The organism is Mangrovicoccus algicola (genome assembly GCF_014903745.1).
GTDB classification, from domain to species: domain Bacteria; phylum Pseudomonadota; class Alphaproteobacteria; order Rhodobacterales; family Rhodobacteraceae; genus Mangrovicoccus; species Mangrovicoccus algicola.
Window position 1 is genome coordinate 20,000 of the sequence record NZ_JACVXA010000012.1, and the last position, 20,042, is coordinate 40,041.

The following is a 20,042-nucleotide window of genomic DNA, read 5'->3' on the forward strand; positions in this document are numbered from 1 at the left end:
GAGCGTATGCTGAAGACTATCCTGCAGGGCGTCCGCTGGATGCTGGTGCTTTGCCTGGGCTGGACCGCCCTGCCCGCCGCCGCGCAATCGCCCTTCGACGCGGTCGTGCGCGTCAATGAAAGCGTCATCACCCGCTTCGAGATCGACCAGCGGCTGAAATTCCTGACCCTTCTGCGCCAGCCGGGCGTCAATCGCGAAGGCGTGATCGACTCGCTGATCGACGAGCGGCTGCAGATGGCCGAGGCACGGCGGCTGGGCCAGGAATTGACCGAGGACCAGACCGAGCAGGCGATGGCCGAATTCGCCGCGCGCGCCAATCTGGGCCCCGAGGAATTCATCGCCGCGATCGGCCAGGAAGGCGTCGCGCCGGAGACCTTCCGCGATTTCGTCCGCTCCGGCGCCGCCTGGCGCGAAGTGGTGCGCCAGCGCTTCTCGCGCCAGGCGCGGGTCTCCGACGAGGAAATCGACCGCGCCATCGCGCTCGGCACGGGCCAGGGCACCGTGCAGGTCCAGCTGGCCGAGATCGTCCTGCCGCTGATGCCCGAGACCGCGGGCGAGGTGCGGTTCCAGGCCGAGGCGATCCAGCAGATGAACAGCTTCGGCGAATTCTCGCAGGCCGCGCGCGACATGTCGGCCTCCTCCTCGGGCGAGCAGGGCGGCGCGCTCGGCTGGGTGCCGCTGTCGGATCTGCCCGAGCAGATCGCCCCGCTATTCCTGTCGATGGCGCCGGGCGATGTCACCCCGCCGCTGCCGCTGCCCAATGTCAATGCCATCGCCCTGTTCCAGCTGCGCGGCATCCGCGATTCCCGTCCCGGCGTGATGCAGAATGTCGAACTGGACTACCTGGTGGTGCGAACCGCCCAGGGCGCCGCCGCGACCGAAATGGCACGGGTCAAGCCGCTGATCAGCACCTGCGGCACGCTTTACACCCATGTCGCCCAGGGCAACCGGATCGAGGAAGTGACCGGCCCCCGCGCCGAGACCGCCGCGGGGATCCGCGCCGCCATCGACACGCTGGACCCGCTGGAGATGACCGTCCTTCCGGGGAATTCCGCCTTCGTCATGCTGTGCGGCCGCACGCCGATCCCCGGCGCGGATCTCAGCCGCGACGACCTGCAGCGGCGGCTGTTCCAGCGCAAGCTGGAGAGCCTGGCCGATGGCTACCTGGCGGAACTGCGCGCCAACGCCTTCGTCGAGCGCAGCTGATGGCCCCCCGCCCGCTGGCCCCGATCGCGCTGACCTGCGGCGAACCTGCGGGCGTGGGTCCCGAGCTTGCGCTTCTGGCATCCGCCCGGCTGGGCACGACGCTGCCCTTCTTCTGGATCGGCGATCCCCGCCACCTGCCCGAAGGCGCGCGCTGGCACGAGATCGCCAGCCCCGCCGAGGCGGCCGAGCCCGGCGACAGCCTGGCCGTGCTGCGCCATGATTTCGCCGGTGCCGCCACCCCCGGCATCCCCGACCCCGCCAATGCGCAGGGCGTGATCGAGGTGATCGCCCGGGCGGTGCGCCTGGTCATGGACGGCACGGCCGGGGCGGTCTGCACGCTGCCCATTCACAAGAAGGCGCTGAAGGACGGGGCGGGATTCACCTTTCCCGGCCATACCGAGTATCTCGCGCATCTCGCGGGGGTCGACCGCGTGGTGATGATGCTGGCCGCCCCGGATCTGCGCGTCGTCCCGGCCACCATCCACGTGCCGCTGTCCGAGGTGCCCGGCCTGCTGACCGCCCCGCTTCTGGAAGAGACGATCCGCATCGCCCGCGACGCGCTGCGCCGCGATTTCGGCATCGCCCATCCCCGCCTTGCCGTGGCCGGACTGAACCCCCATGCCGGCGAAGGCGGCGCCATGGGCCGCGAGGAGATCGAGATGATCGCGCCGCTTCTGGACCGGCTGCGGGGCGAGGGGATCGACCTTGCCGGCCCCGCCTCCGCCGACACGATGTTCCACCCCGAGGCCCGGGCGCGCTATGACGCGGCGATCTGCATGTATCACGACCAGGCCCTGATCCCGATCAAGACGGTGGATTTCGCCGGCGGGGTCAATGTCACGCTGGGGCTGCCCTTCATCCGCACCTCGCCCGATCACGGCACCGCCTTCGACATCGCGGGCCAGGGCCGGGCCGATCCCAGTTCGACCATCGCGGCGCTGCGGCTGGCGGCCGAGATGGCCGCCGCGAGGGCGGGCGCATGAGCGGCATCGACGCCCTGCCGCCCCTGCGCGAGGTGATCGCCGAGCACGGTCTTTCGGCGCGCAAGTCGCTGGGCCAGAACTTCCTGCTGGACCTGAACCTGACGGCCAAGATCGCGCGTTCCGCGGGCGACCTGACCGGCTGCGACGTGCTGGAGATCGGCCCCGGCCCCGGCGGGCTGACCCGCGGATTGCTGGCCATGGGCGCCCGCCGCGTCGTGGCGATCGAGAAGGACACCCGCTGCCTGCCCGCGCTGGAGCAGATCGCCGCCGCCTATCCCGGTCGGCTGGAGATCATCCCGGGCGACGCGCTGGAGGTCGACTGGGCGGCGCATCTGAACGGCCCCATCCGGGTCTGCGCCAACCTGCCCTACAATGTCGGCACGGAACTTCTGGTGCGCTGGCTGACGCCCGAGACCTGGCCGCCCCTGTGGCAGAGCCTGACGCTGATGTTCCAGCGCGAGGTGGCCGAACGCATCGTCGCGGCGCCGGGATCCAAGGCCTATGGCCGCCTCGCGCTGCTGGCCCAGTGGCGCGCCGAGGCGCGGATCGTCATGGACCTGCCCGCGCGCGCCTTCACCCCGCCGCCCAAGGTGAACTCGGCCGTGGTGCATGTCACCGCCCTGCCCGAGCCGCGCTTTCCCGCGCCTGCCGAGGGACTGTCGAAGGTCGTCGCCGCCGCCTTCAACCAGCGCCGCAAGATGCTCCGCTCGTCGCTGAAAGGTTACGGACCGGGGATCGAGGCGAAGCTGGAAGAGGCCGGGATCGACCCGACCGCGCGCGCCGAGACCGTGTCGCTGGAACGGTTTTGCGCCCTGGCCCGCGCGCTGGACTGAGCCTGCGATGCCGCGCGTCACAGGATGCGCGTCACCTCGCCCTGCACGCCCAGCCAGGCGCCCTCCTGCAGCGCCAGGCCCAGCACCCGGTCGGGATTGGTGGGCGGCGGCATGTCCACCCCGTCGAGGCGGGCGAACCCGAACCGTCGGTAATAGGGTTCATCGCCCACCAGCATCACCCGGTGCCATCCCAGCCGCCTTGCCCGCCCGAGGCTCTCGGTCATCAGCAGCGCGCCCAGACCCTCTCCCTGGCGGGTGGGATGGACCGCCACCGGCCCCAGAAGCAGCGCCCGCGTGCCGCCCACCAGCACCGGCCAGAAGCGGATCGCGCCTGCCAGGATGTCGTCATCGTCGCGCGCGGCCAGGCACAGCTCGGCCACTTTCGGCACCCCCTCGCGCAGGCGGTAGGAGGACAGCGCCTCGCGCCCCGGGGCGAAGCATGTGTCATAGAGCCATTCGACCTCGTCATGATCCCGTGAAGTCTCGGGCTCGATATGAAACACCGGCACGCACCCCTTTCCAGTCGTCCGGCCGCGCCCTATCACAGGTCGGGAAGCCGACGGAAGACCCGGAGTAGCACAGTGTTCTACCGCCCCGAAGACGGCCACGGCCTGCCGCACAACCCGTTCAACGCGCTGATCGCGCCGCGGCCGATCGGCTGGATCTCCAGCCGCGGGGCGGATGGACGTGCCAACCTCGCCCCCTATTCCTTCTTCAATGCCGTTGCCTATGTGCCGCCGCAGGTGATGTTCGCCTCCACCGGCGCCAAGCCCGACCGCGACGGCACCAAGGACAGCCAGGCCAATATCCGCGAGACCGGCGTCTTCTGTGTCAACATCGTCTCCTGGGATCTGCGGGAGGCGATGAACGCGACCTCTGCCGCGCTGCCCGCGGGCGAGAGCGAATTCGACCGCGCCGGGCTGGAGACCGCGCCCTGCGACACGATCGACTGTCTGCGCGTGGCGGCAGCGCCCGCCGCGCTGGAATGCCGTGTGACGCAGGTGCTGACCCTTGCAGGGGCGGCGAATGCGGCGGTCTTCGGCGAGGTGACGGGCATCCATATCCGCGACGAGTTCCTGCGCGACGGACGGTTCGACGTGGCGGCGGCGGGGCTTCTGGCGCGGCTGGGCTATCGCGACTACCTGGTGGTGCGCGACCTCTTCGCGCTGGCGCGGCCCGACGATCGCGGCTGAGCCGGCCGCCTGCGGCGGTTTGCGCGCGCCCGCGCGGGACGGCGGGCTTGAGCCGGATGCGAGGCTCTGCCACCCATGGGCAGGCAGCATCGGAGACAGGCCCATGACGGACACCATGATCGGCGTGATCGGCGGCAGCGGGCTCTACCAGATCGACGGGCTGGAAGACGCGGCCTGGACCGAGATGGCCACCCCCTGGGGGGCGCCTTCGGACGCGATCCTGACCGGGCGGCTGGGCGGGGTTCCGATGGCCTTCCTGCCCCGCCATGGCCGCGGCCATGTCCATGCGCCCTCCGCCGTGCCCTATCGCGCCAATATCGACGCGCTCAAACGGCTGGGCGTGACCGATCTGGTCAGCGTCTCGGCCTGCGGGTCGTTCCGCGAGGAGATGGCGCCGGGGGATTTCGTCATCGTCGACCAGTTTATCGACCGCACCGTCGGGCGCGAGGCCTCGTTCTTCGGGACCGGCTGCGTCGCGCATGTGTCGCTGGCGCATCCCACCTGCCCGCGGCTGGGCGCCGCCTGCGCCGCAGCGGCCGCCGCCGAGGGCATCACCGTGCATGATGGCGGCACCTACCTGGCCATGGAAGGCCCGCAATTCAGCACGATGGCGGAATCGCGGATGTATCGCGACGCCTGGGGCTGCGACGTGATCGGCATGACCAACATGCCCGAGGCCCGGCTCGCCCGCGAGGCGGAGCTGTGCTATGCTTCCGTCGCGATGATCACCGATTACGACAGCTGGCATCCCGATCACGGCGCCGTGGAGATCACCGACATCATCCGCACCCTGGCCGGAAACGCGGACAAGGCCCGGGGCCTGGTGGCGCGCCTGCCCGGGATCCTGGGGCCTGCCCGCGATGCCTGCCCGCATGGCTGCGACCGCGCGCTGGAGCACGCGATCCTGACCGCCCCGGCGGCGCGCGACCCCGCCCTGCTGGCGCGGCTCGACGCCGTGGCGGGCCGCATCCTGACTGCCTGATCCCGCACGGAGCCCCGCCTTGGACGACATCAAGCAACATATCCGCACCATCCCCGATTTCCCGCAAAAGGGCATCCTGTTCCGCGACGTGACCACGCTCTTTGCCCATCCGGCGGGGCTGCGCATGGCGGTGGACGGGCTGCTGACGCCCTGGGTCGGCGCGCGCATCGACGCGGTGGTCGGGCTGGAGGCGCGCGGCTTCATCCTGGGCGGCGCGGTGGCGCATCAGCTCGGCTGCGGCTTCGTTCCCGTGCGCAAGAAGGGCAAGCTGCCCGCCGCCACCCATGCGCAGGATTACGCGCTGGAATACGGCACCGCGACGGTCGAGATCCACACCGATGCGATCCAGCCGGGACAGACCGTGCTGATCGTCGACGACCTGCTGGCCACCGGCGGCACGGCCGAGGCGGGGATCAAGCTGGTCGAGCGGCTGGGCGGGCAGATCGCGGGCTGTGCCTTCGTGGTCGATCTGCCCGATCTGGGCGGACGGCGGCGGCTCGAGGCGCTGGGAATGTCCGTCCATGCCCTTGCCGCCTACGAGGGCCACTGACCGCCCGCGCTCAGCTCGACAGCGGCAGCGCCCTCTCGTCGCGTTCCAGCACCAGCCCCAGCCAGCCGCGCAGCACCACGTCCCAGGGCAGCGGCGCCGCCGCCGGACAGGGCTGGGCCTGGACGGCCGCGATGGCATCGGTGCGGCTGCGCCCGTATTTCTCGAAGATCGCGGGCGGCAGCCAGATCTGGTCTCCGTCGAAGCCGAAGGCGGCGAAGGTCTGGTCGCTGCTGCGCTGAAGCGTCATGCGCACGCGGCAGATCTTGGCGCGCTGCCCCGCCTGCGCGACCATCCGCGACTCGCAGCTTTCCGGAAAGGTCCGCGTCGCGCCGGTATCCAGCCAGGTGACCTGCCCGCGGAACCTGATCTCGGTCGGGATGCCGCCTTCGACATCGGGAAAGCCGGGCAGGTTCTGTTCCAGCACCCAGTCCATGATCGGCAGCGCGGCGGCAAGGAAGTTGTAGAAATCCCGCTCCTCCTCCAGCCGCTGCACCCGCGCCGGATCCAGGTCCGAGGCGCAGAGATATTCATAGCGCGTCCCGTCGGCCGAGATCGCGTAGATCGCCCCGCCCGAAAGCTGCGGCACCGGCATCGGCCGGCCCAGCCCGTAGAAGCGCGCGACATCCTCGGTGCGCACCATCGACAGCACGGCCACGACATAGAACAGGACGATCACCAGCCCCAGCCCGCCGACGATGCGCAGCATCCAGCGCCGGGCCATGGTCATGAAAGGATTGCGCTCAGCCATGACGCATCCTCACCGCGGACAGCAGACATTGCCGCAGGGCGTATGCGTCGACGGGCATTGCTGGGCGGATGCGGGAAGGCCCGTGCCCGCCAGCAGCGTGGCGGAGAGGAAGGCGAGGACGGTCAGTTTCATGGCAGAACCCCTGTGTTGGCTCCGGTCCCTGCCTGTCGCTGCCCCCGTTTCGTTGGGACAGAAGTTACCCCAGCGTTAACCTCGGGGACAGTCCTGTTTCCCCCACCTCAGCCCTGCCGCAGCACGGCGCCCGGATTCATGATCCCCGCCGGGTCCAGCGCCGCCTTGATCGCCCGCATCGCCGCCAGTTTCGCCGGATCGCCGTAGCGTTCCAGATCCTCGACCTTCAGCCGCCCGATCCCGTGCTCGGCCGAGACCGAACCGCCATAGGCATGGACCAGGTCATGGATCGCGCGTTTCACCGTGCCGCGCAGGTCGTCATAGTCCGACCGCGCCCGCCCCGCGCCGGGGAAGACGTTGTAATGCAGGTTGCCGTCGCCCATGTGTCCGAAACAGTTCAGCCGCATCGAGCCGTCGCCCAGCCCCGCGACCAGCGCCGCGCCCTCGGCGATGAAATCCGGGATGCGCGAGACCGGCACCGCGATGTCATGGGAGGAGACGGATCCGATGCGGCGGTTGGCCTCGGGGATGTGTTCGCGCACCGACCAGAAGTCCTGCCGCTGCGCCTGCGATGCGGCGATCACGCCGTCGGTCACCCAGCCCTCCCCGGCGCCGGCCTCGAAGAGCGATTCCAGCGCCGCATTGCCGTCTATGCCTGCGACAAGGCCCAGCTCGACCAGCACCATCCAGCCGGGCGCATCCACGAAGGGGCGCCGCAGGTCGGGCAGCGCCTCGGCCAGGAAGTCCAGCCCCTGCCCCGAGATCAGCTCGAAGGCCGAAAGCTGCCCGGCCATGCGCGCGCGCGCCAGCCCCAGCAGATGCAGCGCCGCCGCCGGATCGGGCACGACGAAGATCGCGGTGGCCAGCGCGGCCGGGCGCGGCACCAGTTTCAGCGTGGCGGCGGTGATGATGCCCAGCGTCCCCTCCGCCCCGATCAGGAGGTTGCGCAGGTCATAGCCGGTATTGTCCTTGTAGAGCCGTTTGAGCCCGTTGAAGACCGACCCGTCGGGCAGGACCGCCTCGATCCCCAGGCACAGGTCGCGCGCATTGCCATAGCGCAGCACGTTCACCCCGCCCGCATTGCAGGCCAGCAGCCCGCCGATCCGCGCCGTGCCCTGCGAGGCCAGCGACAGCGGGAACAGCATCCCCGCCCCCTCCGCCGCCTCCTGCACTGATTGCAGGATCGCGCCGGCCTCCACCGTCATCAGCGCCTCCTCGGCATGGATCTCGCGGATCGCGGTCATCCGCTCCAGCGAGACCAGCAAGGGAGGCCGCCCCTCGGGCGCCACCTGCCCCGAGACCAGCCCCGTGCCGCCGCCATAGGGAATGAGCGGCAGGCCGGTGGCGGCGGCATGGGTCACGATCCGCGCCACCTCTGCCGTGCCGCGCGGCCGCGCCAGCGCCATCGCCCGGCCGTGGAACCGTCCGCGGGGCTCCTCCAGATAGGCGGGGGGCGCGGCGATCAGGTCGATGCCGGGCAGCGCGGCGGAAAGGGCGGAAAGGTCGGTCGGCGTGTCAGTTGTCATCTTCGATCAGGCGGGGTTCCAGGACCACCACGGTCGGACGCGGCGGCAGCGTTGACAGTGACACCTGCATAAAGCTTTCCGCCCGCCGGTCCACCGCGAAACCGTCCCCCAGCCCGGCGAGGAAAGCCTCCAGCGAGGCGCCGCTGAACCAGTGCATCGGCAGCACCACCGACGACCGCAGCCGCTCGACCACGCGGATCATCGTCGGCAGATCCAGCGTCAGCCCGCCATCCACCGGCACCATCAGCACGTCCAGCCGCCCCAGCGCGGCGTATTGGGCGGGGGTCGGCTCGTGATGCAGGTGGCCCAGATGGCCGATGCACAGCCCCTCGGTCTCGAAGACGAAGATCGCGTTGCCATTCGCCTCGGTGCCGCCATAGCCCCGGATATCGGTGGAGACAGAGCGCACCAGCAGGTTGCCCAGCTGCAGGTAGTGATCCGCGGGGCTGCCATCCCCGGTCCAGCCCGGCAGGACATGGGGGATGCGTGGATCGGGGCGCGACGTCCAGTGGCTGGAATGCCCCTTGTTCATCGTCGCCACCTCGGGAACGAAACCGGCATCGCCCAGATAGCCCGCGTAATCGGTTACGATCGTGTGGCCCTCGGTATCGCGGATGACGAACATCGAATGGTCGATATAGCCGATCTGCACGGTATATTCGGGCAGCGGCTCGGACAGCCCGGCGGGGATCACCCTGACCCCCGGCACATGGTCCACCAGCGAGATGCAGTGGCTGGGCCGCCAGGCCGTTTCCTGCGCGGCGGCAGGCAGCACGGCGAGGCACAGCAGGGCAGCAATCGGAAAACGCATGTGGGACCCCCGGAAAGATGACCAAGGGTAAACACAGCCCGGCCCCGGCGATGGTCACGATCGCGTCAGGACCCGGCACGGCCGCGCAGCGGGCTTGCCATGCCCGCCCGAGGGGGCTCAGGCTGGTCCCGCAGCCGGGGGGAAGGCCATGGAGATCAAGCCGGGAGGGAACATCGCGCTCAAGGTGCCGCGGCATCGATGGACGGAAACGGTGGCCTTCTACCGCGACCGGGTCGGTCTGCCGGTGTTGCGGGAGCTGCCGGAAAGCACCGCCTTCGCCTTCGGGACCATGACGCTGTGGGTCGACCGGGTGGAGCGCCAGAGCCAGACGGATGTCTGGCTGGAGCTGACCGCCGAGGATCCGGGCGCCGCGCTGGCCCATCTGCAGAGCCCGCTGCGCGACGAGCTGGAACCGCTCGGCACGGTGGACGGGCACTGGACCTCCGATCCCGCCGGGGTGGTCCTGCTGCTGCGCCGCGGGTGACGCCCTGACCCGGCCCGGGCCCGGCGCCGCTCAGACCTGGCCGATCCCGGTCCGCCCGCGCCGGTCGCCGCGCAGATTGGCGTAAAGCACGTGATTGCGCCACCGGCCGTTGATCTGCAGATAACTCTGGGCGACGCCCTCGTATTTGAAGCCGCAGGATTCCAGCAACCCGCGCGAGGCGATGTTCTCGGGCAGGCAGGCGGCATGCAGACGGCTGAGATCGAGGACCTGGAAACTGTGATGCACCAGGGTCTGGATCGCCTCACGCATGTAGCCGTGGCGGGCATGGCGCGCCCCGATCCAGTAGCCGATGGTCCCGTCCTGGGCCGGACCGCGGCGGATATTGTCCAGCGTGATCGCGCCCAGCAGTTCCTCGTCCTCCTGGCGGATCACGAAGAGCGGCACGCCGGTGCCGGCCTGGATGACGCGCTGCGCCCAGTAGACCCGGCTGGTGAAGGCCTTGCGGGTCAGGTGATCCTCGGCCCATGTGGGTTCCCACGGGACGAGGAAATCGCGGCTTTCGCTGCGCAGCGCGGTCCAGGCGATGAAATCCGAATGCTGCGGCGGCCGCAGCAGGAGCCTTTCGGACAGGAGCCGGAACCGGCGCTTGCGTGCGATCATGGGGCGGGTCTCAGGCGGCCAGGCGGCTCCTGAGCTGGTCCAGCGGCGGCACGTCCCCGGCCGGTCCGTAGACCGCCATGGCAAGGGGCGAGCGCGTCACCAGCTCGGCGCCGAAATCGCGCAGGCGATCCGCACCGACCGCCTCGATGTTCTGGATCGTCTCCTCGATGGTGGGCACCCGGTCCCAGATCGACAGAACCCGCGCCAGGCGCTCCGCCCGGGCCGAAGGGCTTTCCAGCCCCATCAGCAGCCCGGCCTTCATCTGCGCGCGCGCCCGCGCGATCTCGGGCTCGGTCAGGCCGTCCACGGATTTGCGGATCTCGTCCATGGTGATGTCGCACAATTCGCCCAGCTGCTCTCCGGACGTGCCCGCATAGATCGTGGTCATGCCGGTATCGCTATAGGCCGAGGCCTGGGCGAAGATCGAATAGCACAGGCCGCGCTTCTCCCGGATCTCCTGGAACAGCCGCGAGGACATGCCGCCGCCAAGCGCCGTGGCGAAGATCTGCGCCGTGTAGATGGCCGGGTCGCGATAGCTGGGGCTTTCGAAGGCCAGGGTGAAATGGACCTGCTCCAGCTGCTTGATCTCGCGCCGCTCGCCGCCGGCGAATTTGGCCGGGTCCGCGACCTCGAAGGGGCTGGCGCGCAGATGGCCGAACAGCGCCTCCGCCTGGCGCACCAGCTTGTCGTGATCGACCGCCCCCGCCGCGGCGAGGATCATCTGCCCCGGCCCGTAGCGTTCGGTGACGAATTTCGACAGGTCCTCGCGCGAGAAGGTGCCCACCCGCTCGGCCGGGCCGAGGATGGACCGCCCCAGCGCCTGGCCGGGATACGACACTTCCTGCAGCCAGTCGAAGACCACGTCATCGGGCGTGTCCAGCGCCTGTCCGATCTCCTGCAGGATCACGCCGCGCTCCACCTCGATCTCGCGCAGATCGAACAGCGGGTTGAGCACGATATCCGAGACGACATCGAGCGCCAGCGGCACGTCCTCCTGCAGGACGCGCGTGTAATAGGCGGTCATCTCGCGCGAGGTATAGGCGTTGATATAGCCGCCCACATCCTCGATCGCCTCGGCGATCTCCAGCGCGCTGCGCGTGCGCGTGCCCTTGAAGGCCATGTGTTCCAGGAAATGGGCAATGCCGTTCTGCTCCACCCGTTCATGGCGGCCGCCGGCATTGATCCACAACCCCAGGGATGCGGATTTCAGGCCGGGCATATGCTCGGTTACGATGCGCAGCCCGTTGGACAACCTGTGGATCTGAACTGTCACGCGAAAATCAATCCTTCAATAGTCTCCTCCAGCACCGCCAGGTCGTTGGCGACCGGCAGCACTCTCTCGGAACGGTCATAGAGGTCCGCCATGCGCTTGGGAAGAGGGGGCCGCATGCCGATCGCCGCCTCGACCGCATCGGGGAATTTCGCCGGATGCGCGGTGGCCAGGGTGATCATCGGCACGGCGGGGTCCAGATGCTCCCCGGCGACCTTCACGCCCACGGCGCTGTGCGGGCACAGCACCTCGCCGGTGGCGGCATAGGTGGCGGCGATCTGGGCGGCGGTTTCCTCCTCGTCGGCGCGGCCCGAGGCGAAAATGTCGCGCAGCCGCGCCAGGACGCCCTGGCTGACCTCGAACCCGCCCTCGCTGGCCAGTTCCTCCATCAGCCGCGCCACGGCGGCGCCGTCGCGGTCATAGGCATCGAACAGCGCGCGTTCGAAATTGGAGCTGACCTGGATGTCCATCGAGGGGCTGATCGAGGGGGTCACGCCGGTCTTGCGATGCGCGCCGGTGGCGATGGTGCGGTGCAGGATGTCGTTCTGGTTGGTGGCGATCACCAGCCGGTCGATCGGCAGCCCCATGCGCTTCGCGATATAGCCCGCGAAGATGTCCCCGAAATTGCCGGTGGGCACGGTGAAGCTGACCTTGCGCGCGGGGGCGCCCAGGGCGACGGCGGAGGTGAAGTAATAGACGACCTGCGCCAGCACCCGCGCCCAGTTGATCGAGTTGACGCCGGCGAGCCGCACCCGGTCGCGGAACTCGAAATGGTTGAACATGTCCTTCAGCCGTGCCTGGCAATCGTCGAAATCGCCCTCGATGGCCAGCGCATGGACATTCGCCGCGGCAGGCGTGGTCATCTGGCGGCGCTGGACCTCGGAGACGCGGCCATGCGGGTACATGATGAAGACATCGACCGCGTCGAGCCCGCCGAAGGCCTCGATCGCGGCAGAGCCGGTATCGCCCGAGGTGGCGCCGACGATGGTCACCCGGTCGCCGCGCCGCTTCAGGGCCGTCTCGAACATCTGCCCGATCAGCTGCATCGCGAAATCCTTGAAGGCCAGGGTCGGCCCGTGGAACAGCTCGCACAGGAAATGGTTCGGTCCCAGCTGGACCAGCGGCGCGCGCGCGGCATGGCCGAAGCCGTCATAGGCCCGCGCGATGATGCCGCGGAATTCCTCGTCGGTGAAGGCATCGCCGGTGAAGGGACGCATCACGCGGAAGGCGGCCTCCTCGTAGGAGAGCCCGGCCAGGGCCGCGATCTCCTCGGGGGTGAATGCCGGAATGGTCTCGGGGACATAGAGCCCGCCATCACGCGCGAGCCCGGTCAGCATCGCCTCCTCGAAGCTCAGGACGGGGGCGTTTCCGCGGGTCGAGACATAGCGCATGGTACTACCTTTCCAGATACCGGCGGCGGCGCAGGCGCAGCAGCCAGAAGACGGTCATGCCCGCCCAGACGATCGCCAGACCGAACCAGGTGACGGCATAATTCAGATGGTTGTTCGGGATCCGCGTCGGATCGGGCTCGGAGGGGATGAGCATCGGATTGACGGTATCGGCGGCGCGGACGATGGCCAGAAGCGGCTCGGTGCCCAGCTCCCGCGCCATCAGCTCGGGATCGCGCGCATACCACAGCTGGCTGCCCGGTTCATGGGCGGGCGTGAAGATGTCGGTTTCCTGCGGCCAGTAGAGAATCGCCTCGCCCTCGAAGACCGGCAGCAGATCCAGCAGCTCCGCCGCCTCGGGCGTGGTGCGGCCCAGTTCCAGCAGGATCCGGCGGCCATCGGGGAGTTCCAGCGGCCGGATCACCCGCATCCACATGGCGCCGCCGCCATCGGCCGGGGTCGCCACCAGCGCCCGTCCCTCGCCCAGCCGTCCCTGCAGGCGCACCGGGCGGAACCTGTCGCGCAGCGGATCCGGCGCAAGGGGCAGCGCCTCGGCCGGGAGGGCAAGCCGCGTGTCGATCTCGGCCAGCACCGCCTGTTTCCATTCCAGCCGCTGCATCTGCCAGACGCCCAGCCCCATCAGGACCAGCGTGCCGAGCACGCCGATCAGGAAGGGGGCGACATACCTGGACATGCGGGCGGGCTCCTCTTGCGGCAAGGGCGCGGATCCTGCGATCCGCGCCCTCCGCTCTTGTCGGAAATCGGCCCCCGGTGCAAGCGGGGGCTGTCCCCGGGCCTAGGAACTGCCCCAGATGTAGATGGCCGCGAAGAGGAACAGCCAGACCACGTCGACGAAATGCCAGTACCAGGCCGCAGCCTCGAAACCGGTATGGTTCTCGGGGGTGAAATGCCCCCGCATCGCCCGCGCCAGGCACACCGCCAGGAAGATCGTGCCGATGACGACATGGGCGCCGTGGAACCCGGTCGCCATGAAGAAATTCGCGCCGTAGATGTTGCCCGCGAATCCGAAGGCCGCGTGGCTGTATTCGTAGATCTGGAAGGCGGTGAACAGCATGCCCAGAAGGATCGCGATCAGCAGCCCGTTCTTGAGGTCCTTGCGGTTGTTCTCGTGCACCAGCGCATGATGCGCCCAGGTGGCCGCGCAGCCCGAGCACAGCAGGATCAGCGTGTTGATCAGCGGCAGGTGCCAGGGGTCGAAGGTCTCGATCCCGGCGGGGGGCCAGTCGCCGTCGACGATCGGGCTCATCGGTCCCATCGGGTACATGGCATGCTTGAAGAAGGACCAGAACCAGGCGGCGAAGAACATCACCTCGGACATGATGAAGAAGATGAAGCCGTAGCGCAGCCCGATCTTGACCACCGGCGTATGGTCGCCCGCGTCGTTTTCCGTGATCGTGTCCGCCCACCAGCCCCACATGACATAGAGCACGCAGATCAGTCCGGCGAAGAAGATCCAGGGCATGGAGCCGTGCATCCACAGCACCGCGCCGAACAGCATGACGAAGGCCCCGACCGACCCCAGGAAGGGCCAGATCGAGGGTGGCAGGACGTGGTAGTCATGGGTCTTGGCATGCGCCATTGCGGTCTATCCTCCCTGTGGCGTCGTCCCCTGCGGGATGTCCGGGACCGCCTCCGCGCGGTCATCGGGCAGCCCGGTCTCGTAGAAAGTATAGGACAGCGTGATCGTGTGCACGTATTTCGCATCCCGGTCGGCGACGATCTCGGGATCGACATAGAAGGTCACCGGCATGTCCACCCGCTGCCCCGGCTCCAGCACCTGTTCGGTGAAGCAGAAGCAGTCGATCTTGGTGAAGAACCCGCCCGCCTCGTAGGGGGCGACATTGTAGGTGGCGGATCCCGCGATGGTGCGGTCGGTGGGATTGACCGCCTCGTAGAAGGCCAGCCCCGTCTCGCCGATCTTCAGCGTCATCTCGCGCTGCAGCGGGCGGAAGTCCCAGGGCATGCCGCGATCCTTCGAGGCGTCGAAGCGGATGGTGATTTCCTGCTCCAGCGCATGGTCGGGCGCGGCTTCGGCGACGCCGGTGGTCCCGCCGAACCCCGTCACCGCGCAGAACCAGCGATAGAAGGGCACCGAGGCCCAGGCCATGGCCCCCATGAAGAGCACGGTGCCGATCGTGGCAGCCAGCGTTCTGCGGGGACCGTCAAGCCTCATTCTCCCGGCGCCTCCGCGGCCGGGGGCACCATGTCGGGGCGCAGCACGTGATCGAACCCCTCCGTGGCGCCCTGCCCCGAGACCTTGGCGATCGTCAGCCCGAAGACCAGCGCGACGAATGCCAGCAGGCAAAGCCCCACGCCCAGGTTGCGCCCGAAGCGCCGGGCGTGGATCTCGTGCAGCCGGGTCAGAGCCATGGCATCACGTCCCATCCCAGTCCGCGCAGCGTGGCATCGACCAGCAGCGCGCCGAACATCGCGAAGAGGTAGAGCAGCGAGAACCTGAAGACCCGCTTCTCCGCCGCATAGCCGTCGGCCAGGGCCTGTTCGGTGCTGCGCCGGAAGATCGTCCAGGCGCCGTGCAGGAACATCAGGTTCAGCACCACCGCCGCCAGCAGCGTGGCAGGTCCGCCGATCGAGGTGAAGGCCAGGGCCAGCCCGACCGGGGCCAGAAGGACGGTATAGACCAGGATATGCCGCCGCGTGGCGTCATGGCCATGGGTGACGGTCAGCATCGGCACGCCGGCCGCGTTGTAGTCGGATTTCATGAACAGCGCGAGCGCCCAGAAATGCGGGGGGGTCCACATGAAGGTCAGCAGGAACATCAGCACCGATTCGACGGAGATGCCGCCGGTGGAGACCGCCCAGCCGATCATCGGCGGAAACGCCCCCGCCGCGCCGCCGATGACGATGTTCTGCGGCGTCCAGCGCTTCAGCCACATCGTGTAGATCACGACATAGAAAAAGATCGTGAAGGCCAGCAGCGCCCCCGCCGCGACATTGGCGGCAAGCCCCAGCATCACCACCGAGAAGCCCGAAAGCGCCAGCCCCAGCGCCAGCGCCTCGTCCGCGCCGACCTTGCCGGAGGGAATCGGGCGCTTCTGCGTGCGGGTCATGATGCGGTCGATATCGGCATCCCACCACATGTTCAGCGCCCCCGACGCCCCCCCGCCGATGGCGATGAAGAGGATCGCGGCAAAGCCCACGACGGGATGCACCGGCACCGGCGCGACCAGCAGCCCGACCAGCGCGGTGAAGACGACAAGCGACATGACCCGCGGCTTCAGCAGCGCCACGTAATCGCCGAAACCGGCTTCGCCTTCGGTTGAAATGACAGTCGTATCAGTCATCTAGCCTTCCATCGGGCCCCGCCGCACGCGGGGCCTTCAAATTGCCTCCCTCGGGTTCACTCGGCCGAGGCCACCTTCACCGAAGGCGGCAGGCCGGCATATTCCGCCTTCGCGCCCTCGAGCCACCTGGCATAGACCTCCTCGCTGACCGCCTTGATGGTGATCGGCATATAGGCATGATCCTTGCCGCAGAGTTCGGAGCACTGGCCGAAATAGACGCCCTCCTTTTCGATGTTGAACCAGGCTTGTGCAAGGCGTCCCGGCACGGCGTCCTGCTTTACCCCGAAGGAAGGCATCGCCCAGGAGTGGATCACGTCCGCCCCCGTGATCTGGACCACCACCGTCTTGCCCACCGGCAGCACCAGCGGCGTGTCCACCGCCAGGAGGTATTCGTCGTCGCTGTAGCCGTATTCGGCAAGCTGGTCGCGCTGCAGCATGAAGCTGTCGAATGCGAATCCCTCGTCGACATATTCATAGCCCCAGTACCACTGGTAGCCCGTCACCTTGATGGTGATGTCGCCGCGCGGGATCTCCTGCTGCTTGAACAGGATCGGCAGGGAGAATGCCCCGATCACCACCAGGATCAGGATCGGCACGATGGTCCAGGCGATCTCCAGCGGCGAATTGTGGGTGAAGGCGGCGGGCGTGGGATTGGCGCGGCGGTTGAAGCGCAGGATCACCCAGGCCAGCAGCGCCGTCACCAGCAGCACGATCGCGGCGATGATGATCAGCAGGAACCCGTCCAGCCAGTGGATGTCGCGGGCCAGCTCGGTCGCCGCGGGCTGGAAACCCAGCCCTCCCGGCACCGGCTTGCCGATGGTTTCCAGAGGCCCGAGCACGTCCTGGGCGAAAGCCGCCGAACCGACGAGAAACGCCCAGAGCGCCGCTGCCGAACCGGCCGATGACCTGGTCAGTCGCATGGATTCTCCCTTAAACTCCGCTATCCGCCCGGGACAGTCTCGCTTGACCTTCCCGCCCCGGCGAGGTGTTCTTTCGGATGACCGGTTCTGCGCCGGCACTTTCTGCATCTGTTAAATCGCAGCCGTGCCGCAAGGTCCACAAGAATTTGATCTCGATCAGAAAACAAAGGAAACGAGATGTCCCTCCAGCCCTTCGCCCCGTTCGAGACGGAGCTCGACCGCGACACAGCCCTGGGGCTCGTCGCCGAGGCCACCCATGGCGCTGACGATGGCGAACTGTTCCTGGAACGGCGGCGGGCGGAGGTTCTGAGCTTCGATGACGGGCGGCTGAGAACGGCCAGTTTCGATGCCTCCGAAGGGTTCGGGCTGCGCGCGGTGAAGGGCGAGACGGCGGGCTATGCCCATTCCACCGAGATTTCCGAATCCGCATTGCGTCGCGCGGTCGCCACGGCGCGGCTGGCCGTGGGCGATGGCGGCGGCGTGATGGCCGAGGCCCCGCGCGCCACCAACCGGCATCTCTATGCCGCCTTCGATCCGATCGAGGATGCCGCCTTCCCGGTGAAGGTCGAGACCCTGCGCGAGATCGATGCCTTCGCCCGCGATCTGGACCCCCGCGTGGTGCAGGTTTCTGCGACGCTGGCGGCGTCGCTGCAGCAGGTGGCGATCCTGCGCGCCGACGGCCATATGGTCGAGGATACCCGCCCCATGACGCGGCTGTCGGTTTCCGTCATCGTCGAGGAGAACGGCCGCCGCGAAAGCGGCAATGCCGGGGGCGGCGGGCGCACCGCGCTGAGCGGCCTCCTGGAGCCCGCGCTGTGGCAGTCGAGCGTGCGCGAGGCGCTGCGGATCGCGCTGGTCAACCTGGAGGCGGTCCCCGCCCCCGCGGGCCAGATGGACGTGGTCCTCGGCGCGGGCTGGCCGGGCGTGATGCTGCACGAGGCGGTGGGCCACGGGCTGGAGGGCGATTTCAACCGCAAGGGCAGTTCCGCATTCGCCGGGCTGATGGGCCAGCAGGTCGCGGCCAGGGGCGTCACCGTCCTCGATGACGGGACCATTCCCGACCGGCGCGGTTCCATCACCGTCGATGACGAGGGCACGCCGTCGCAGCGCACCGTGCTGATCGAGGACGGGGTGCTGGTCGGCTACATGCAGGACCGCCAGAACGCCCGGCTGATGGGCAGCGCCTCCACCGGCAACGGGCGTCGGCAAAGCCATGCGCATCTGCCCATGCCACGCATGACCAACACCTACATGCTGGGCGGCGACGCGACCCCCGGAGAGATCCTGTCCGAGCTGAAGGACGGCATCTATGCCGTGGGGTTCGGCGGCGGACAGGTGGACATCACCAACGGCAAGTTCGTCTTCAACTGCACCGAGGCCTACCGGGTGAAGGATGGCAAGATCGGCGCGCCGGTCCGCGGCGCCACGCTGATCGGCGACGGCCCGGCGGCGATGAAGCGGATCCGCGCCATCGGCAATGACATGGCGCTGGATCCGGGAATCGGCAATTGCGGCAAATCCGGTCAATGGGTGCCGGTGGGCGTGGGCCAGCCGACGCTGCTGATGGGCGGGCTGACCGTCGGCGGGGCGGGAAGCTGAGCGCGCGACCGGACGGGGGCGTGGCGCGGAAATGAAGGCGGGGCGTGGCGCGGAGATGAAAAAAATGCGGGAGATTCCATTTTTTCTCGACTGAGCCCGCATCCGTTCACTTGGGGTTAACCTTAAGAACGCCATGTTGGTGTCACCCCTCGGGCGGAGCTGCGATGACCAAGAAACTGTATTCTTCCATCCCCACACCCCTCACCCCACCCAAGTTGGAAGAAGACAGGTTGTCGTGGCTTCGCCTATTTCGATCCCGCAGGGTCGGAGTGGCCACCTTTCACCGGCTGATCAAGGAACACGGCACCGCCGCCGCCGCGCTGGAGGCGCTGCCCGACATTGCCCGCGCCGCCGGGGTCGACGAGTACCGGCCCTGTTCCGTCGATGCCGCCCGCGCCGAGATGAAGGCCGCACGCCGCACCGGCGCGCGGCTTCTTTGCTTCGGCGATCCCGACTATCCCGCGCTGCTGGCCGCGATCGAGGATCCGCCGCCTCTGCTGTGGTGCAGCGGGAGAACCGAATTGCTGCATTCCCCCATGATTGCACTGGTCGGCGCCCGCAACGCCTCTTCGCTCGGCGAGCGCATGGCGCGTCTTCTGGCGGGCGCCCTCGGCGAGGCGGGGTTCACCCTTGTCTCGGGGATGGCGCGCGGCATCGACACGGCCGCCCATGGCGCGACACTGAAGACCGGCACCGTCGCTGCTCTGGCCGGGGGCGTCGACATCGCCTATCCGCGCGAGAATGCCGGGCTTTTCCGCGAGATCGGGCAGCAGGGCCTGCGGCTGTCCGAACAGGCGCCGGGGCTGGAGCCGCAGGCGCGCCATTTCCCGCCCCGCAACCGCATCATCGCCGGGCTGGCGCATGGTCTGGTGGTGGTGGAGGCCGCCGCGCGCTCGGGCAGCCTGATCACCGCGCGGGCCGCGCTGGACCAGGGCCGCGAGGTCATGGCGGTGCCGGGTCATCCCTTCGATCCGCGCGCGGCGGGGTGCAACATGCTGATCCGCGACGGGGCGCGGCTGGTGCGTGCGCTCGACGACATCCTGGAGGCGATCGGGCCGCTGGAGATGCCACCGCGGCAGGTTGCGTCAAACTGGCGCGACCAGGCCCGGAAACATGCCGCCGCCCTCGCCGCCCCCGATGCGGCGCGCGCAGCGGCGGGCGGGGCCGGGGCGCCGCCGGCGAATGGCCGTCACCCGCCGGGGCCCGTCCCGCGCGGCGATGCCGCCCAGATGCTGCCCCTGCATCAGGAAATCCTGTCCCGCATCGGCCCCTCGCCGGTGCCGGAGGATCAGCTGATCCGCGATCTGGGCATCGCTGCGGCAGACCTGTCTCCGGTCCTGCTGTCGCTGGAACTCGACGGCCGCATCTGCAGGCAGAGCGGCGGGCTGGTCAGCCTCTCGGGATAGATGGCGCCGCAGGGTCCGCCCCGCATCCATTGACATTCTGCGGGCAACGGTCACATCTACCCGGCAG

At 68.8% G+C, this 20,042-nt stretch carries 23 protein-coding genes; 9 read left to right on the forward strand and 14 right to left on the reverse strand.

The window, feature by feature from the left end; genetic code table 11:
- Nucleotides 1-6 precede the first annotated feature (6 nt).
- Genes ICN82_RS06070 through rsmA form a run of 3 tightly spaced genes read left to right on the forward strand, consistent with a single transcriptional unit; the run spans nucleotide 7 to nucleotide 3,022 of the window.
- The gene (locus ICN82_RS06070; RefSeq protein WP_193180763.1) at nucleotides 7-1,206 is read left to right on the forward strand and encodes a peptidylprolyl isomerase; all 1,200 of its coding nucleotides are present in this window, start codon (nucleotides 7-9) and stop codon (nucleotides 1,204-1,206) included.
- On the forward strand, nucleotides 1,206-2,189 hold the full coding sequence (gene pdxA / locus ICN82_RS06075) for a 4-hydroxythreonine-4-phosphate dehydrogenase PdxA (RefSeq protein WP_193180765.1): 984 nt from the start codon (nucleotides 1,206-1,208) through the stop codon (nucleotides 2,187-2,189). Before ICN82_RS06070 ends, pdxA begins: the two co-directional genes overlap by 1 nt.
- Entirely contained in the window at nucleotides 2,186-3,022 is an 837-nt protein-coding gene (rsmA, locus tag ICN82_RS06080) for a 16S rRNA (adenine(1518)-N(6)/adenine(1519)-N(6))-dimethyltransferase RsmA (RefSeq protein ID WP_193180766.1), read from the forward strand. The genes pdxA and rsmA overlap by 4 nt, the downstream gene beginning before the upstream one ends.
- A gap of 17 nt (nucleotides 3,023-3,039) precedes the next feature.
- Here the strand turns inward: rsmA and ICN82_RS06085 are convergent, their stop codons facing one another.
- On the reverse strand, nucleotides 3,040-3,525 hold the full coding sequence (locus ICN82_RS06085; RefSeq protein WP_193180898.1) for a GNAT family N-acetyltransferase: 486 nt from the start codon (nucleotides 3,523-3,525) through the stop codon (nucleotides 3,040-3,042).
- A gap of 78 nt (nucleotides 3,526-3,603) precedes the next feature.
- Here ICN82_RS06085 and ICN82_RS06090 point away from each other — a divergent pair, with 78 nt between their 5' ends.
- The 3 genes from ICN82_RS06090 to ICN82_RS06100 all read left to right on the forward strand — a co-directional run bounded on the left by ICN82_RS06090 (nucleotide 3,604) and on the right by ICN82_RS06100 (nucleotide 5,747).
- Nucleotides 3,604-4,215, forward strand: coding sequence for a flavin reductase family protein (locus ICN82_RS06090; protein ID WP_193180768.1), 612 nt, complete (start codon nucleotides 3,604-3,606; stop codon nucleotides 4,213-4,215).
- 103 nt (nucleotides 4,216-4,318) lie between these two features.
- Complete coding sequence (locus tag ICN82_RS06095) at nucleotides 4,319-5,197, forward strand: S-methyl-5'-thioadenosine phosphorylase (protein WP_193180770.1); 879 nt, start codon at nucleotides 4,319-4,321, stop codon at nucleotides 5,195-5,197.
- A 19-nt stretch (nucleotides 5,198-5,216) separates the two neighbouring features.
- A complete protein-coding gene (locus tag ICN82_RS06100) occupies nucleotides 5,217-5,747 on the forward strand; it encodes an adenine phosphoribosyltransferase (protein WP_193180772.1) in 531 nt (176 codons plus the stop codon).
- A 10-nt stretch (nucleotides 5,748-5,757) separates the two neighbouring features.
- Here the strand turns inward: ICN82_RS06100 and ICN82_RS06105 are convergent, their stop codons facing one another.
- The 4 genes from ICN82_RS06105 to ICN82_RS06115 form a co-directional block, all read right to left on the reverse strand.
- Complete coding sequence (locus ICN82_RS06105; protein WP_193180774.1) at nucleotides 5,758-6,495, reverse strand: hypothetical protein; 738 nt, start codon at nucleotides 6,493-6,495, stop codon at nucleotides 5,758-5,760.
- A gap of 9 nt (nucleotides 6,496-6,504) precedes the next feature.
- Nucleotides 6,505-6,627, reverse strand: coding sequence for a hypothetical protein (locus ICN82_RS21470; RefSeq protein ID WP_269142376.1), 123 nt, complete (start codon nucleotides 6,625-6,627; stop codon nucleotides 6,505-6,507).
- 107 nt (nucleotides 6,628-6,734) lie between these two features.
- A complete protein-coding gene (locus ICN82_RS06110) occupies nucleotides 6,735-8,153 on the reverse strand; it encodes an FAD-binding oxidoreductase (protein ID WP_193180776.1) in 1,419 nt (472 codons plus the stop codon).
- Entirely contained in the window at nucleotides 8,143-8,964 is an 822-nt protein-coding gene (locus ICN82_RS06115) for an MBL fold metallo-hydrolase (protein WP_193180778.1), read from the reverse strand. Before ICN82_RS06115 ends, ICN82_RS06110 begins: the two co-directional genes overlap by 11 nt.
- Before the next feature lie 148 nt (nucleotides 8,965-9,112).
- Between ICN82_RS06115 and ICN82_RS06120 the strand changes: the two genes are divergently transcribed.
- Nucleotides 9,113-9,448, forward strand: coding sequence for a hypothetical protein (locus ICN82_RS06120; RefSeq protein WP_193180779.1), 336 nt, complete (start codon nucleotides 9,113-9,115; stop codon nucleotides 9,446-9,448).
- 30 nt (nucleotides 9,449-9,478) lie between these two features.
- Here the strand turns inward: ICN82_RS06120 and ICN82_RS06125 are convergent, their stop codons facing one another.
- The 9 genes from ICN82_RS06125 to coxB form a co-directional block, all read right to left on the reverse strand.
- The gene (locus ICN82_RS06125; protein WP_193180780.1) at nucleotides 9,479-10,069 is read right to left on the reverse strand and encodes a GNAT family N-acetyltransferase; all 591 of its coding nucleotides are present in this window, start codon (nucleotides 10,067-10,069) and stop codon (nucleotides 9,479-9,481) included.
- Between the two features lie 10 nt (nucleotides 10,070-10,079).
- The gene (locus ICN82_RS06130) at nucleotides 10,080-11,342 is read right to left on the reverse strand and encodes a M16 family metallopeptidase (RefSeq protein WP_193180781.1); all 1,263 of its coding nucleotides are present in this window, start codon (nucleotides 11,340-11,342) and stop codon (nucleotides 10,080-10,082) included.
- On the reverse strand, nucleotides 11,339-12,730 hold the full coding sequence (gene thrC / locus ICN82_RS06135) for a threonine synthase (RefSeq protein WP_193180782.1): 1,392 nt from the start codon (nucleotides 12,728-12,730) through the stop codon (nucleotides 11,339-11,341). The genes ICN82_RS06130 and thrC overlap by 4 nt, the downstream gene beginning before the upstream one ends.
- 4 nt (nucleotides 12,731-12,734) lie before the next feature.
- Entirely contained in the window at nucleotides 12,735-13,421 is a 687-nt protein-coding gene (locus ICN82_RS06140) for an SURF1 family protein (RefSeq protein WP_193180783.1), read from the reverse strand.
- 102 nt (nucleotides 13,422-13,523) lie between these two features.
- Nucleotides 13,524-14,327, reverse strand: coding sequence for a cytochrome c oxidase subunit 3 (locus tag ICN82_RS06145; RefSeq protein ID WP_193180784.1), 804 nt, complete (start codon nucleotides 14,325-14,327; stop codon nucleotides 13,524-13,526).
- A gap of 6 nt (nucleotides 14,328-14,333) precedes the next feature.
- Entirely contained in the window at nucleotides 14,334-14,921 is a 588-nt protein-coding gene (locus ICN82_RS06150) for a cytochrome c oxidase assembly protein (RefSeq protein WP_193180785.1), read from the reverse strand.
- Nucleotides 14,918-15,118 (reverse strand): hypothetical protein, encoded by a 201-nt coding sequence (locus ICN82_RS06155; RefSeq protein ID WP_193180787.1) that lies wholly within the window; start codon nucleotides 15,116-15,118, stop codon nucleotides 14,918-14,920. Before ICN82_RS06155 ends, ICN82_RS06150 begins: the two co-directional genes overlap by 4 nt.
- The gene (gene cyoE / locus ICN82_RS06160; protein WP_193180789.1) at nucleotides 15,109-16,050 is read right to left on the reverse strand and encodes a heme o synthase; all 942 of its coding nucleotides are present in this window, start codon (nucleotides 16,048-16,050) and stop codon (nucleotides 15,109-15,111) included. The genes ICN82_RS06155 and cyoE overlap by 10 nt, the downstream gene beginning before the upstream one ends.
- Nucleotides 16,051-16,106: 56 nt before the next feature.
- Nucleotides 16,107-16,970 carry a cytochrome c oxidase subunit II gene (coxB, locus tag ICN82_RS06165; RefSeq protein WP_193180791.1) on the reverse strand — a complete coding sequence of 288 codons (864 nt, stop codon included), beginning with the start codon at nucleotides 16,968-16,970 and terminating at the stop codon, nucleotides 16,107-16,109.
- A 177-nt stretch (nucleotides 16,971-17,147) separates the two neighbouring features.
- Here coxB and tldD point away from each other — a divergent pair, with 177 nt between their 5' ends.
- Nucleotides 17,148-18,569 carry a metalloprotease TldD gene (gene tldD, locus ICN82_RS06170; protein ID WP_193180793.1) on the forward strand — a complete coding sequence of 474 codons (1,422 nt, stop codon included), beginning with the start codon at nucleotides 17,148-17,150 and terminating at the stop codon, nucleotides 18,567-18,569.
- Between the two features lie 164 nt (nucleotides 18,570-18,733).
- Nucleotides 18,734-19,975, forward strand: coding sequence for a DNA-processing protein DprA (gene dprA / locus ICN82_RS06175; protein WP_193180798.1), 1,242 nt, complete (start codon nucleotides 18,734-18,736; stop codon nucleotides 19,973-19,975).
- Nucleotides 19,976-20,042 lie beyond the last annotated feature (67 nt).